Below are 14724 nucleotides of genomic sequence, written 5' to 3'. Positions count from 1 at the left end.
CGGCCCACCGGCCCCTCAGTCCTCGGCGACCCGCTCCAGCAGCGCCACCGGCAGCCGCTCGAAAAGGTCCGCCACGCGCGCGTGCCCCGTGAACTCCCGCCCCGGCGCCAGCACGTCCGCCCACCGGCCCGGCGGCAGTTCCAGCCGTGTCTCCCGCCAGCCGCCGGACTCCGCGAGCCGCAGCGACAGCCGGGTCACCGCCGTCACCACCTCACCGGAGCGCGCGAACGCCAGACAGTGCTCCGCGGCCGGTCCGTCCGCGGTGAGCGGGCCGTACGTCGCCGCCACGCCGAAGACGGCGGGGCGTCGCGCGCGCAGCCGCAGCGCCGCCGCCGTCAGCGCGTCCTTCTCGCCGGGCGACTCCGCGGGAAACGGCACGGGCCGCCGGTTGTCCGGGTCCACCAGCGCCCGGTACTCGCCCTCCGTGCCCTGGTACAGGTCCGGCACCCCCGGCATCGTCAGATGGACCAGCGCGGTGCCCAGGACGTTCACCCGGACGTGCGGCTCCAGGGCTTTGCGGAAGGCGGCCACACGTTCCCCCGGCGGCCCGCACGGCCCGGCCGCGACGAAGGCCGCCACCGCCTCCTCGTACGGCGGCTCCTGCTCCGTCCAGCTGGTGTACATGCCCGCCTCGCGCACATGCTTCAGCAGAGCCGTCCGGACCCGGCCCTCCTCGGCCGGACCCAGCCCGAACACCGTCTGCCAGGCCGCCCAGGCCAGCTGCCCGTCCGGCACGCCCTCCTCGGGCAGGGTCACCTCGCCGAGCAACTCCGCCCACCGGTCCGGGCATTCGCTGAGCACGGCCAGCGCCGCGCGCACGTCGGCGCTGCGCTTGGTGTCATGGGTGGACACGACCGTGCCGGTGGCCGGCCAGTCGCGCTGCACGCGCGCGCAGTACGCGTGGAAGTCCTCCGGGGACACGCCGGGTGCGCCGGGATCGCGGCCCACCTCTGCCGCCGACAGCAGCGGCACATAGCGGTAGAACGCCGTGTCCTCCACGGCCTTGGCCCGCAGCGCCGACGCGGTCTGCGCGAACCGGGCGCGGAACTCGGCCCGCTCGGCCCGGTCCGGTACCGACGCGTCGCCGGGCGCCTCGACGAGCAGCCGGCGCACGATGTCGACCGCCTCGGCCTCCTCGGGCACCACGAAGGCCAGCCGCGCCTCCTCGGCGTCGGCCTCGGTGACGACGGCGGACGCGTCACCGGAGGCGTACGGCCGGTACACGCGCAGCCGGACCAGCAGCTCCTCCAGGGCCGTGCGCAGCGCCCAGGGCGCCCGGTCGCGCAGCGAGAGGTCCGGGGAGGCGGCGCACAGCCGTGCGGTCACCCGGGTGAGCCGGTCGGTCTCGGCGGCCAGCTCGTGCGTGACCACCTTGTAGGCGGCCCGCCGTGTCGTGGCGTCCCAGTTGCCACCCCGGTCCGTCTGCGGCGCCGCGAACGCCCGGTACCGGCCGAGGAGTTCGTACGCGCCCGTCCGGTCCGTGAACAGGCCGTCGACGTGGCGCAGGGCGTCGTAGCCCGTGGTGCCCGCGACGGGCCAGGAGGCCGGCAGGTGCTCGCCGTCGGTGAGGATCTTCTCCACGACCGTCCAGCGGCCGCCGGTCGCCCCGTGCAGCCGCTCCAGGTAGCCGTCCGGGTCCGCGAGCCCGTCGGGATGGTCGATCCGCAGCCCGTCGACCACGCCCTCCGCCAGCAACTGGAGGATCTTGGCGTGGGTGGCCTCGAACACCTCCGGGTCCTCCACCCGCACCCCGATCAGCTCCGAGATGCTGAAGAAGCGCCGGTAGTTCAGCTCGGTGCGGGCCATCCGCCACCACACCGGGCGGTACCACTGCGTGTCCAGCAGCCGGGGCAGCGGCAGTTCCTCGGTGCCCGCGCGGAGCGGGAAGGCGTGGTCGTGGTAGCGCAGGACGTCTCCGTCGACCACGAGGTGGTCCAGTTCCGAGCCGATCGGACCGCCGAGCACGGGCAGCAGCACCCGCCCGCCCTGCGCCTCCCAGTCGATGTCGAACCACCGCGCGTACGGCGACCCGGGTCCCTCGCGCAGCACCTCCCACAGGGCGCGGTTGTGCCGGGGTGCCATGGCCATGTGGTTCGGCACGATGTCCGCCACCAGGCCCATCCCGTGCTCCCGCGCGGTGTGCGCCAGCGCGCGCAGCCCCTCCTCGCCGCCCAGCTCCTCGCGCACGCGCGCGTGGTCCACGACGTCGTAGCCGTGCGAGGAGCCCGGGACGGCCTCGAGGACGGGCGACAGGTGCAGGTGCGAGACGCCGAGCGACGCCAGGTACGGTACGGCCGCCCCGGCGGCGGCGAACGGGAACGCGGGCTGGAGCTGCAGCCGGTAGGTGGCCGTGGGCACCCCCGGTACGGGTCGCGCAGAGGTCATGGAAACCTACGTACCCAGCCCGCCGGCATTCGTGTCATCCACTCCCTCCTCCGCGTCGGAGCTGGACCCACCAGGCCCCGCTCACCCGCGCCGATGAGGTGGCGTCGGCTGAAGCCGGCCTGACAGGGCGGAGAGGCCCTAGGCGGGCCGCTGCAGCACCGTGAGGCTCCGGTCCGGCAGGGTGATGCGGTCACCGGCCGCGACCTTCGCGCCCGTCCCCGAAGGCACCCCGTCCGGGTCGGCCGTGTCGACGATCACCTGCCACTGCCGGCCGTGGTCTACGGGCACGACGAAGTCCAGCGGGCCGGGCGAGGCGTTGAACATCAGCAGGAAGGAGTCGTCGGCGATCCGCTCCCCGCGCGGACCGGGCTCCGAGATCGCGTTGCCGTTCAGGAACACCGTCAGCGCGGACGCCCGTGCCGAGTCCCAGTCCCGCTGGGCCATCTCGCCGCCCTCGGGCGTGAACCAGGCGATGTCGGACAGGTCGTCGTGGGTGCCCTCCACCGGCCGCCCGTGGAAGAAACGCCGCCGTCGGAAGACCGGATGGTCCCGGCGCAGCCAGACCATCGCGCGGACGAACTCCAGCAGCTCGCCGCCGTCCTCGGGCCAGTCCACCCAGGACACGTCGCTGTCCTGGCAGTAGGCGTTGTTGTTGCCGCGCTGGGTGCGGGCGAACTCGTCGCCGTGACTGATCATCGGCACGCCCTGGGACAGCATCAGCGTGGCGACGAAGTTGCGCATCTGGCGGGCGCGCAGCCCGAGCACGTCCGGGTCGTCGGTCTCGCCCTCGGCACCGCAGTTCCAGGACCGGTTGTGGCTCTCGCCGTCCCGGTTGTCCTCGCCGTTGGCCTGGTTGTGCTTCTGGTCGTACGAGACGAGGTCGTGCAGCGTGAAGCCGTCGTGGCAGGTCACGAAGTTGATGGAGGCGAGCGGGCGGCGGCCGTCGTCCTGGTAGAGGTCCGAGGAGCCGGTCAGCCGGGAGGCGAACTCGGCGAGTGCCCTCGGCTCGCCCCGCCACAGGTCCCGGACGGTGTCGCGGTACTTGCCGTTCCACTCGGTCCACAGCGGCGGGAAGTTGCCCACCTGGTAGCCGCCCTCGCCCACGTCCCACGGCTCGGCGATCAGCTTCACCTGGGAGACCACCGGGTCCTGCTGCACCAGGTCGAAGAAGGACGACAGCCGGTCCACCTCGTGGAACTGCCGGGCGAGGGTCGCCGCGAGGTCGAAGCGGAAGCCGTCGACGTGCATCTCGGTCACCCAGTACCGCAGCGAGTCCATGATCAGCTGGAGGACGTGCGGGGACCGCATGAGCAGGGAGTTCCCGGTGCCCGTGGTGTCCGTGTAGTAGCGGGGATCGTCCGCCAGACGGTAGTACGACGGGTTGTCGAGGCCCTTGAAGGACAGCGTCGGCCCCAGGTGGTTGCCCTCGGCGGTGTGGTTGTAGACGACGTCCAGGATCACCTCGATCCCGGCCTCGTGCAGCGCCCGGACCGCCGACTTGAACTCCAGGACCTGCTGGCCGCGGTCGCCCCAGGAGGCGTACGCGTTGTGCGGGGCGAAGAAGCCGATGGTGTTGTAGCCCCAGTAGTTGTTCAGCCCGATGTCGACCAGCCGGTGGTCGTTCACGAACTGGTGTACGGGCATCAGTTCCAGCGCCGTCACGCCCAGCTTGGTCAGGTGCTCGATGATCGCGGGGTGTGCGAGCGCCGCGTACGTGCCGCGCAGTTCCTCCGGCAGTCCGGGGTGACGCATGGTGAGGCCCTTCACGTGGGCCTCGTAGATCACCGTGTGGTGGTACTCGGTGCGCGGGGGCCGGTCGTCGCCCCAGTCGAAGTACGGGTTGATCACCACCGAGGACATGGTGTGCGGCGCCGAGTCCAGGTCGTTGCGCTGCTCCGGGGCGTCGAAGTGGTAGCCGTACACCTCCTCGCCCCACCGGACGGACCCGCTGACCGCCTTGGCGTACGGGTCGAGCAGCAGCTTCGCCGAATTGCAGCGCAGCCCGCGCTCGGGGGCGTCGGGGCCGTGCACCCGGAACCCGTACCGCTGCCCCGGCATGACACCCGGCAGGTACGCGTGCCGCACGAACGCGTCGCTCTCGCGCAGTTCCACCGCCGTCTCCGAGCCGTCGTCGTGCAGCAGACACAGCTCTACTCGGTCCGCGGCCTCCGTGAAGACCGCGAAGTTGGTTCCGGCGCCGTCATAGGTGGCGCCGAGCGGATACGCCTCTCCAGGCCAGACCTGCATGGACACGACTCTTCCAGGTGTGCCGCCCCGCCGGGGCCGCGTTGGCTTCGAGTCTGCCCGAAAGTGAGGGAACCTCCTGTGACTTACGCCCCTCTTACCGGCCGACCAGTGCACACGACGACGTGACTGCCCGCCGTGTGCCGAACCAGTGGGGCAACACGTACTCCCGGGGATGTTGGGGGAGTAGGGGGTAGATGTGCGCGAGATAGTGCACCGCCATCTGGGCAAGGTGGTGGCCGGTGCGGCCCTGGCGGTGGCCGGGACCGCCGTGATGGTGGGAATCACCCTGCCGGGCACGGCAGGGGCGGACGAATCGGGAGGACAGGGCGGCGGCACACAGGCCGCGCAGCAGACGGGGCAGGGGCCGGACGCGGTCCGGCCGGGCGTAGTGGAACAGGCGCCGGCCCAGGGGAAGAAGGGCACGGGCCGCGACCCGCTGACGGACGACGAGATCCAGCGCGTCGAGAAGCTCGCCCTGAGCAGGCAGATGCTCACCGCGGGCGAGAACGTCGACGGCGACCGCGGCCCGCAGCGCCTGAGCGTCGACCTCGCCGACCCCGAGGCGAACGAACTGGACGACCCGAACGCGCCGCGCCGGGCCGACGTGACCTTCTACGACTACAAGACCGACACGCTCGTCACCAGGACGGTCAACCTGCAGACCGGCAAGGTCGAGTGGACCGGCACCCAGCAGGGCGTCCAGCCGCCGCTGAGCCGTGCCGAGAACGCCGAGGCGGCCGAGCGGCTGATCGCCGACCCGCTGGGCGCGGGACTCAAGGCGGACTACAAGGACGCCACCGGCCGCGAGCTGACCTCTGCGGACCAGCTACTGCTCAACGGCGCCGTCTACCGAGCCACTCCGGGTGGCCAGCCCGCCGTACTCGACAAGTGCGGCGAACACCGCTGCGTGCGGCTGTTCCCGAAGGTCAAGAACGGCCCCTGGATCGACGCCCGGTGGCTGGTCGTCGACCTGAGCGCCGGCAAGGTCGCCAAGCTCGAACGCCGCTGAGCGGCGCCAGCCCTCCGTTCGCTTTTCCTACTTGCTCGTCCTGCAAGGGAGCCACTTCGTCATGCCCGTCAACCGAATCAGCCGTGCCCGCGCGCGGGCGGCCGTCGGCGTCACCGTGGCCGCACTGGCCGCCGGTGCGACGGCCGGCGCCGGACCGGCCGTCGCCCAGCCGAAGGCCGCCCCCGTCGCGGCCGCCGACTGCAGCGCCGCCTACAAGATCGAACAGAAGCTCTCCAGCGGCACCACCTGGCGGATGTGCTGGCGCTACGACAGCAAGGCCGGCCTCGTCCTGGAGAACATCTCCTACCAGCCCAAGGGCGAGACCCAGCCGATCAAGGTCCTCAACAGCGCCCGCCTCGGCCAGATCGACGTCCCCTACGACGACGGCAGCGTCGAGTACGACGACCTGACCGGCTTCGGCTTCGCCCAGGGCCTGGTGAACCTGGCCCCCGGCGAGTGCCCCGGCGGCACCATCAAGACCGTCCGCGTCCCGGACTCCTGGGACCCGCAGCACCCGGACGTCAAGGGCCTGTGCACGACCACGCGTTCGCGCGGCCACGCCTACCGCATGCAGGGCGACACCGCCAACAAGGTCTTCCAGGCGCAGGGCAAGGACCTGCTCGTCTACACGGTCAACCGGGTCGGCTGGTACGAGTACATGACCGAGTGGCGCTTCCAGGACGACGGCACCGTCAACATGAACGTCGGCGCCACCGGCAGCCTCTCCTACGACGACTACGACGCCGGCGACGGGCGCGGCTGGCCCATCGGCAAGGGCGCCAAGGCCTACGCCACCAGCCACAGCCACAACGTCTTCTGGCGGCTGGACTTCGGCCTCGACGGCTCCTCCAAGACGAAGATCGAGCAGTACGACTCGGCCGTCACCGCCCCCGCCCGCGGCCAGCAGGCGCCCACCAACAAGACCACCCGCACCAAGGTCACCAAGGAACTCGCGGGCGACTACAAGACCTACCGCTGGTGGCGGGTGGTCAGCGCGACCGGCAAGAACAAGGACGGGCACGCGCGTTCGTACGAGATCGTCCCCGGCCCCACCACGAAGTACCCGGGCCGCAGCTTCACCCAGCACGACGTGTACTTCACCGAGTACAACAAGTGCGAGCAGTTCGCCAGCAACAACCCGGGTGCCTGCCCGGCCGGGGCGGGCAAGTCCGTCGACAAGTGGGTCAACGGCCAGACCCTCACTCACCCGCTGGTCTGGATGAACGTCGGCTTCCACCACATCGCCCGGGACGAGGACCAGCAGCCCATGCCGATCCACTGGCAGGGCTTCGCCATCGCCCCGAGGGACGTCACGGCTATGAATCCGCTCACTCCCGACGAGCTGGCGTGGCAGAACGGTCACTGGCGGCCGCGTAGTTGAGAAACCGACCTGTCCATCCGGCTGCATCGCCGACCGCTCCCGGAGTACCCTTCCTTGATCGTTGAGACGGGGAAGGCCCGGGGTGGCGGAAGGCGGTGCACGGGTGGGCTCGGGAGGGCTGGAGCTGCCCCCTGGTGACGAGGGTCACGAGGGAAACTCCACAGACGTCCCGCCCGGCGCGGTGTCCCTGGCCCGCCCGATGGACGCCACGGGGTCCATCGGGCCGGAACTGGACTGGGACGCCGACGCCTGGCTCGAGGTGCGCACCCGCGCCCAGCGGGCGGGCCGGGCCTACATCTGGCTGAACCTCGTGGAGCAGCGGCTGCGCGCGGTCGTGGCCGCTGTGCTGCGCCCCATCTACGAACCCGTCCACGGCGACGAGTGGGTGGTGGCCGCGGCCGGGCCGGCCGGACAGGAATGGGTGCAGCGGGCGGTGGCCGTCCGGGAGGTCAGCCGCCGCAAGGGCTACCTGCTCGACCCGGCCGACGACAACGTGCTCAGCTTCCTCACCCTGCCTCAGCTGCGCGAGCTGATGGTGCAGCACTGGCCGTGCTTCGAACCGTACTTCGACGAGCGCCGCGACCTCGAACTCGCCCTGGACGAGCTGGAGGTGACCCGCAACGTCGTCTCCCGCAACCGGGCCCTGTCCGAGGCCGTGCTGAACCAGGCAGAGCGGGCCTCGGCCCGGCTGCTGGAGATGCTCGGTGCGGGCGGCGACGTGCCCTCCGCGCGCCGGCTGCCCGTCGACGCGGTCGAGGACCTGGTCGGCGACCGGTACGCGGACGTCGTCGCCGTCCACCCCGACCGGGTGCGTCTCATGCGCCAGTTCCCGGCCGAGGACATCTTCGGCGGTGCCCGCCGCCTCGACGCCATCGGCATCGGCCTCAACCTGCTCGTGCAGAACTTCTCCGGACGGCGGCTGGTCCGGCTCGCGGAGTCCGGCTGCCGGGTGCGGCTGCTCTTCCTCAACCCGGCCTCCAGCGCGGTCAAGCGCCGTGAGCGCGAACTCGGGATGAAACGGGGCGAACTGAGCCGGTCGGTCGAGATGAACATCCTGCACATGCGCCGGGTGCGGTCCCGGCTGCGCGACCCCGGCGCCTTCGAGATCCAGGTCTACGACGAGACGCCCCGCTTCACCGCCTACCTCGTGGACGGCGACGGCGCCGACGGCATCGCGGTGGTGCAGTCCTATCTGCGCGGGGCGCGCGGAATGGAGTCGCCGGTTCTGGTGCTGCGCAACGGCAGCCGGCTGGTCAAGTCGGACGATGTGCTCGAGGGCGGACTCTTCCCGACATACCGTGAGGAATTCGAGCAGGCCTGGGCGGATTCGCGCCCGGTGTCCTGAACCGTCCGCCCCGGCAAGCGGAACGCGGTCCTCGGATTGTCAGTGCCACGTGCGAGGGTGGAAGCCACTGGGGGAAAGCACCACCAAGAAGGGGGGCCGCCCATGGGCTGGCACCGGGAGCTGCTGATCGGCTTCGACCTGGAGACGACCGGGACCGATCCGCGCGAGGCACGCATCGTCACCGGCGCGGTGATAGAGGTCAGGGCAGGTGAGCCCGTCGGACACCGGGAATGGCTGGCGGATCCGGGCGTGGAGATCCCGGCGGACGCGGTGGCCGTGCACGGGATCAGCAACGAACGCGCGGCGGCCGAGGGCCGCCCGGCCGACCGGGTCGCCGACGCCATCGCGGACGTCCTGGTCTCCTACTGGAAGACGGGTGTCCCGGTCGTCGCCTACAACGCGGCCTTCGACCTCACCCTGCTCTCCGCCGAACTGCGCCGGTACGGCCTGCCGTCCCTCGCCGACCGGCTCGGCGGCCGCGCCCCGGCGCCCGTCGTCGACCCCTACACGATCGACCGCTGGGTCGACCGCTACCGCCGCGGCAAGCGGAACCTGGAAGCGGTCTGCGCCGAGTACGGCATAGTCCTCGACGCGGCCCACAACGCCTCGGCCGACGCCCTCGCCGCGGCCCGCCTCGCCTCCGCGATAGCCGCCCGCCACCCGAAGATCGCGTCCCTCGGCCCGGCCGAACTGCACCACCGGCAGATCGAGTGGTATGCCGAGTGGGCGGCGGACTTCCAGCGCTTCCTGCGTGGCAAGGGGGATGCGGACGCGGTGGTGGACGGCACTTGGCCGCTGCGGGAGCCGGTGGACGAGAAGGTCTGAACCCGCTCTGAACCCGCTCTCACCGGTTCAGAACGGATACCACCGCACCGTCTCGTCCCCGTCCCGCAGGGACGCCACCCGGCGGCGGAACTCGGCCAGCGCCTGCGGGTTGCCCGGCGCGTGCTGGGCCACCCAGGTGCAGCTGGCCGTCTCCCGGGCGCCGCGCAGCACGCCGCAGCCCTCCCACTCCCGTACGTCCCATCCGTAGGCCTCGGTGAAGGAGCCGTACGCCTCGGCGGGCAGGCCGTAGCGGTCGCGGGAGAGGGCCATGACCACCAGGTCGTGCTCGCGCAGGTCGGTGGAGAAGGTCTCCAGGTCGACCAGGACCGGGCCGTCGGGGCCGACGTGCACATTGCGGGGCAGCGCGTCCCCGTGGATCGGACCCGGCGTCAGACGGGGCGTCAGCGCGGCCGCGGCCGTGGCGAAGTCGTCCCGGCGCGCCCGCAGGTAATCCGCGTCCTCGGGGTCGATCGCCGTGCCCGCCAGCCGCAGCCAGCGCTCCACACCGCCCAGCAGCTCGCGGGGCGGCAGCGTGAAAGGGGGAGAGGGCAGTGCGTGCACGATCCGCAGCAACTGGGCGAGATCCCGGGGCTCGGCAGGCCGTACCGGCTCGGGCAGCCGGTGCCACACCGTCACCGGGTGGCCCTCGACCAGCAGCGGCTTCGGCTCGGCCGCCCGTACGGCGCGGACGCCGGCCTCCTGAAGCCAGCCGGCGATGTCCAGCTCGCGCCGGGCGCGCTCCAGCAGTTCGGCGTCGCGGCCCACCTTGACCACCAGGTCGCCGGCGGCGAACACCGCGTTCTCGCCGAGGGCGAGGAGCCGTGCGTCTGACGCCAAACCCGGCAGCACCTGCGCCGCGGCCAGTACGTCCCGCGCCCGTGCCTCGTCCATCGTCCGCCTCCGTGCCGTTCGTCCCGTGCCGTGCGTGTCCGGTCTTCGGCCAGTCTCGCATTCGCACAGGTCGGACCCTGTGCGCGGTCCCTTGACGCGGTTCCCCGCCTTCACGAACATGGACACGCCAATCTGATCTGGCAAAGGGGCTGATTCCGTGACATCAGTGGCCGAAGCGAGACGGCAGGCCGGACGCGTTTCCGGTCACGGCGCCTGGTTCCTGGTCCTGCCCGCCCTGATCCCGATCCTTCTGCTCAGCGTGGGCCCGCTGCTGTACGGCATCCTGCTGGCGTTCACCGACTCGCAGTCCGGCCGGACCGCGGCCACGCAGTGGATCGGCGGTCTCAACTTCCGGGACCTGCTGCACGACACGCTGTTCTGGGAGTCGTTCCGGATCGGGCTGGTGTGGGCGGTCGGCGTGACCGTCCCCCAGTTCCTGCTGGCCCTCGGCCTCGCCCTGCTGCTCAACCAGGAGTTACGGCTGCGCTGGCTCGCCCGCGCCCTCGCGATCGTCCCGTGGGCCATGCCCGAGGTCGTCGTCGGCATCATGTGGCGCCTGGTCTACAACCCGGACGCCGGTGTCCTCAACGAGACCCTGCGCGACCTGGGCCTGGGGGAGGGCCGGGACTGGCTGAGCGGCCTGGCCACCGCGCTGCCCGCCGTCATCGTCGTCGGCGTCTGGGCGGGCATGCCGCAGACGACCGTCGCCCTGCTCGCCGGACTGCAGAACACCCCGCGCGAACTCCACGAGGCGGCGGCCGTGGACGGCGCAGGCGCCTGGCGCCGGTTCCGCACGGTCACCTGGCCCGCCCTCGGACCGGTGGCCCTGGCGATCACCGCCCTCAACCTGATCTGGAACTTCAACTCCTTCGCCCTGGTGTACGTGCTCACGAACGGCGGGCCCGGCGGCAAAACCCGGCTGCCCATGCTGTTCGCCTACGAAGAGGCCTTCCGCTACGGCCAGTTCGGCTACGCGGCGGCGATGGGATGCGTGATGGTCGCGGTGATCTCGATCCTGCTCGCGGTGTTCCTGGCCGGCCGGCTGCGCGGCGGTGAGGACGCATGAGGACCCGCCCCGCGGCCCGCGCCGGCCAGTACGCCGCCCTGCTCGCCTACCTCGTCTTCCTGGCCTTCCCGCTCCTGTGGCTGCTGTCCACCGCGTTCAAGTCGCCGCGCGAGCTCGGCAGTCTGCATCCCACCTGGATCCCGCGCCACCCGACCCTGGCCAACTTCCGGCAGGCCTTCGACGAGCAGCCGCTGCTGCACGCCGCCCTCAACTCCCTGCTCGTGGCGGCCGGCGCCGCCGTCGTCGCCGTACTGATCGCGACACCGATGGCGTACGTCATGGCACGCCGCCGTTCCCCGCTGTCCCGCGCGGCGACCGGATGGGTGGTGGTCAGCCAGGCGTTCCCGTTCGTGCTGGTGATCATCCCGCTGTTCCTGGTGCTGAAGCGGCTGCGGCTCATCGACTCGCTGCCCGGCCTGGTGCTGGTGTACGTGGTGTGGGCGCTGCCGTTCGCGCTGTGGATGCTCGTCGGCTACGTCCGGGCCGTGCCCGCCGAGCTGGAGGAGGCGGCGGCCGTCGACGGGGCCGGGCGGCTCAGAACCCTGGTGTCGGTGACGGCGCCGCTGCTCGCGCCGGGGATCGCGGCGACGGCGCTGTTCGCGTTCGTCACCGCGTGGAACGAGTTCTTCTTCGCCCTGGTGCTGCTCAAGAGCCCGGGCAGGCAGACCCTCCCGGTCGTCCTCACCCGCTTCATCGGTGCGGAGGGGGTCGCGGACCTCGGACCGCTGGCGGCCGCCGCGTTCCTCGCCACGCTGCCCTCGCTGGCCGTCTTCGCCCTCGTCCAGCGCCGGATCACGGGCGGCCTGCTCACCGGGGCGGTGAAGAGCTGATGCGCCGGACGAGAATGACCACGGCCCTCGTCGTCCTCGTGCTCCTCCTCGCGGGCTGCTCCTCGGGACGCGGTGGGGACGGCGGGCCGATCACCCTGCGCTTCCAGTCCCTGGCCTGGCAGCAGGAGTCCGTCGACGCCAACAAGGAGCTGGTGAAGGAGTGGAACGCGACCCACCCGGACGTCAAGGTCGAGTACGTCCAGGGCAGTTGGGACAGTGTCCACGACCAGTTGCTCACCTCCTTCGAGGGCGGGGAGGCCCCGGACGTCATCCACGACGCCTCCGACGACCTCGCCGACTTCGCCTACGGCGGCTATCTCGCCGACCTGACGGACCTGCTGCCCGCCCGGCTCAGGTCCGACATCCCGCAGCGCAGTTGGGAGACGGTCACCTTCGGGGACGGGATCTACGGTGTGCCCTTCCTCCAGGAGCCCCGAGTGCTGATCGCCGACTCGGCCCGGCTGCGGACGGCGGGGGTGCGTATACCGACCCCGGAACATCCCTGGAGCTGGGCCGAGTTCCGGCAGGTGACCCGGCAGCTGAGCGGCGACGGCACGTACGGCGTCGCCTGGCCGCTGAAGGAGCCCGTCTCCGCCACGCTCAACCTCTCGCTCTCTGCGGGCGGGCAGCTCTTCCACCGGGGCGCCGACGGCAAGGTGACCGTGCGGTTCGGGGCCGGCGAGGCGGTCGTACCCCGGACCGTCCATGACCAGGTCACCGCCGATCACAGCGCGCCCGCCTCGACGCTAGGCAGCGGCGGCTCGGACACGCTGCCCGGCTTCTTCGGCGGCCGCTACGCGATGGTCCCGCTGGGCTTCTCCTACCGTCAGCAGATCGTGCAGCAGGCCCCGAAGGGCTTCGCGTGGGAGGTGCTGCCCGCTCCCGCGGGCGCCGACGGGCTCACCCAGGGTGTCAGTCCGCAGACCCTGTCCGTCGCCGCGGACTGCCCGCACAAGAAGGAGGCGGCCGCGTTCATCGACTTCCTTCTGCAGCCGGGGAACATGGTCCGCCTCGCCCTCGGTGACTGGATGCTGCCCACCGGCACCCAGGCCCTGCGGGACCCGGCCCTGCACACCGCGAAGAACGGCTGGGCCGCCGGCACCGCCCTGGCCGCCCACCTCCGGCCCGCGCCCGCCCAGTCCGTGCGCGGCTACGCGGAGTGGAAGGACAAGGTGGCCACCCCGGCCTTCCAGGAGTACTACAGCGGCTCGATCGGCCTGGACCACCTGCGCAGACGCCTGGAGCGGGACGGCAACCTGGTGCTGGCCCGGTACCAGCGCTGACCGCGGGGGTCGGCAGGGCACCCGCAGAAAATGAATTGAACGAGACGTCTCGTCTTGTCTAATCTCGGACCCATGACCAGTCCTGCTCATATCGCCATGTTCTCCATTGCCGCCCACGGCCATGTGAACCCCAGCCTGGAGGTGATCCGCGAACTCGTCGCCCGCGGCCACCGCGTCACCTACGCCGTCCCGTCGGTCTTCGCCGAGAAGGTGGCCGCGACCGGGGCCCGCCCCGTGCCGTACACCTCGACGCTGCCCGGGCCCGACGCCGACCCCGAGGCCTGGGGTGCCACGCTGCTGGACAACGTGGAGCCCTTCCTGGACGACGCGATGCAGACGCTGCCGCAGCTGATCCGGGCCTACGACGGCGACGAACCCGACCTCGTCCTGCACGACATCACCTCCTACCCGGCCCGCGTCCTCGCCCACCGCTGGGGCGTCCCGGCGATCTCCCTCTCACCGAATCTCGTCGCCTGGGTCGGCTACGAGGAGGAGGTCGCGGAGCCGATGTGGGCGGAGCCGAGAAAGACAGCGCGCGGTCAGGCGTACTACGCCCGCTTCGAGGCCTGGCTGGCGGAGAACGGGATCACCGAGCATCCGGACCCGTTCGTGGGCCGTCCTGCTCGCTCCCTGGTCCTGATCCCCCGGACCCTCCAGCCGCAGGCCGACCGGGTCGACGAGCGCGTCCACACCTTCGTCGGCGCCTGCCAGGGAGACCGCTCCGACCAGGGTGACTGGCAGCGGCCCGCCGGTGCCGAGCGGGTGGTTCTGGTCTCCCTCGGCTCTGCCTTCACCAAGCAGCCCGCCTTCTACCGCGCATGCGTGCGCGCCTTCGGGGACCTGCCCGGCTGGCACCTGGTCCTCCAGGTCGGCAGGCACGTGTCCCCCGACGACCTGGGCGAGCTGCCCGGCAACGTCGAAGTGCACGGCTGGGTGCCGCAGTTGGCGGTGCTGCGGCAGGCCGACCTGTTCGTCACGCACGCCGGCGCGGGCGGCAGCCAGGAAGGGCTGGCCACCGCCACACCGATGATCGCCGTACCGCAGGCCGTCGACCAGTTCGGCAACGCCGACATGCTCCAGTCCCTCGGCGTCGCCCGCCACCTGCCCACCGAGGAGGCCACCGCCGACCGCCTCCGCGAAGCGGCCCTCGCCCTGACCGCCGATCCGGAGGTGGCCCGCCGACTGAAGGAGATCCGGGCCGGGATGGCCGAGGAGGGCGGCACCCGGCGCGCGGCCGACCTGATCGAGGCGGAACTGGACGGGAGGCCCCGGAGGTAGGGCCTGTCCGGCGGATCATGCCGGAATCGCGGGTCCTGGCACGCCCTCCCCCCCAGAGGGGGTACCCCCAGCCGTGTTGTCGTCACTCGCCGACTCCCCCCCCCACGCTCGGCTGCGCTCGCGCGGGGGGACCCCCATCGCGTCGCCGCCCCCTCCGCCTTGAAGCTGGACGCACCGGGCCCCG

Annotated in this window: 10 protein-coding genes and 1 pseudogene; 8 read left to right on the top strand and 3 right to left on the bottom strand. The window is 71.8% G+C overall.

From position 1 onward, the window contains the following. Positions 1–15 precede the first annotated feature (15 nt). Positions 16–2385: a malto-oligosyltrehalose synthase gene (treY, locus tag ABZ471_RS15050; protein WP_359066381.1), complete on the bottom strand. Its 2370-nt coding sequence runs from the start codon at positions 2383–2385 to the stop codon at positions 16–18. Positions 2386–2523: 138 nt separating this feature from the next. Further along, positions 2524–4632, bottom strand: coding sequence for a glycogen debranching protein GlgX (gene glgX / locus ABZ471_RS15045; RefSeq protein WP_359066379.1), 2109 nt, complete (start codon positions 4630–4632; stop codon positions 2524–2526). 196 nt (positions 4633–4828) lie between these two features. Between glgX and ABZ471_RS15040 the strand changes: the two genes are divergently transcribed. From ABZ471_RS15040 to ABZ471_RS15025, 4 genes are all read left to right on the top strand, one after another. Further along, entirely contained in the window at positions 4829–5641 is an 813-nt protein-coding gene (locus ABZ471_RS15040; protein ID WP_359066377.1) for a Tat pathway signal sequence domain protein, read from the top strand. 61 nt (positions 5642–5702) lie between these two features. After that, a complete protein-coding gene (locus tag ABZ471_RS15035) occupies positions 5703–7022 on the top strand; it encodes a copper amine oxidase (RefSeq protein ID WP_359066375.1) in 1320 nt (439 codons plus the stop codon). Positions 7023–7125: 103 nt separating this feature from the next. Beyond that, positions 7126–8367: an SAV2148 family HEPN domain-containing protein gene (locus tag ABZ471_RS15030; RefSeq protein ID WP_359066542.1), complete on the top strand. Its 1242-nt coding sequence runs from the start codon at positions 7126–7128 to the stop codon at positions 8365–8367. Positions 8368–8469: 102 nt separating this feature from the next. Further along, positions 8470–9192, top strand: coding sequence for a 3'-5' exonuclease (locus ABZ471_RS15025; RefSeq protein WP_359066373.1), 723 nt, complete (start codon positions 8470–8472; stop codon positions 9190–9192). 27 nt (positions 9193–9219) lie between these two features. Here the strand turns inward: ABZ471_RS15025 and ABZ471_RS15020 are convergent, their stop codons facing one another. Next, positions 9220–10083, bottom strand: coding sequence for an aminoglycoside phosphotransferase family protein (locus ABZ471_RS15020; RefSeq protein ID WP_359066371.1), 864 nt, complete (start codon positions 10081–10083; stop codon positions 9220–9222). A 157-nt stretch (positions 10084–10240) separates the two neighbouring features. Between ABZ471_RS15020 and ABZ471_RS15015 the strand changes: the two genes are divergently transcribed. The 4 genes and pseudogenes from ABZ471_RS15015 (at position 10241) to mgt (ending at position 14540) form a co-directional block, all read left to right on the top strand. Beyond that, entirely contained in the window at positions 10241–11149 is a 909-nt protein-coding gene (locus tag ABZ471_RS15015; RefSeq protein ID WP_359066369.1) for a sugar ABC transporter permease, read from the top strand. Continuing rightward, on the top strand, positions 11146–11979 hold the full coding sequence (locus tag ABZ471_RS15010; protein ID WP_359066367.1) for a carbohydrate ABC transporter permease: 834 nt from the start codon (positions 11146–11148) through the stop codon (positions 11977–11979). Before ABZ471_RS15015 ends, ABZ471_RS15010 begins: the two co-directional genes overlap by 4 nt. After that, on the top strand, positions 11979–13262 hold the full coding sequence (locus ABZ471_RS15005; RefSeq protein WP_359066365.1) for a sugar ABC transporter substrate-binding protein: 1284 nt from the start codon (positions 11979–11981) through the stop codon (positions 13260–13262). Before ABZ471_RS15010 ends, ABZ471_RS15005 begins: the two co-directional genes overlap by 1 nt. Then, a pseudogene (gene mgt / locus ABZ471_RS15000) lies at positions 13259–14540 on the top strand (macrolide-inactivating glycosyltransferase). The gene ABZ471_RS15005 and the pseudogene mgt overlap by 4 nt, the downstream one beginning before the upstream one ends. The last annotated feature ends 184 nt before the right edge of the window (positions 14541–14724 follow it).

Origin of the sequence: Streptomyces sp. NPDC005728 (genome assembly GCF_040630895.1) — a bacterium.
In the GTDB taxonomy this organism is placed as follows: Bacteria; Actinomycetota; Actinomycetes; order Streptomycetales; family Streptomycetaceae; genus Streptomyces.
This window is presented reverse-complemented; position numbering and strand designations above follow the sequence as displayed.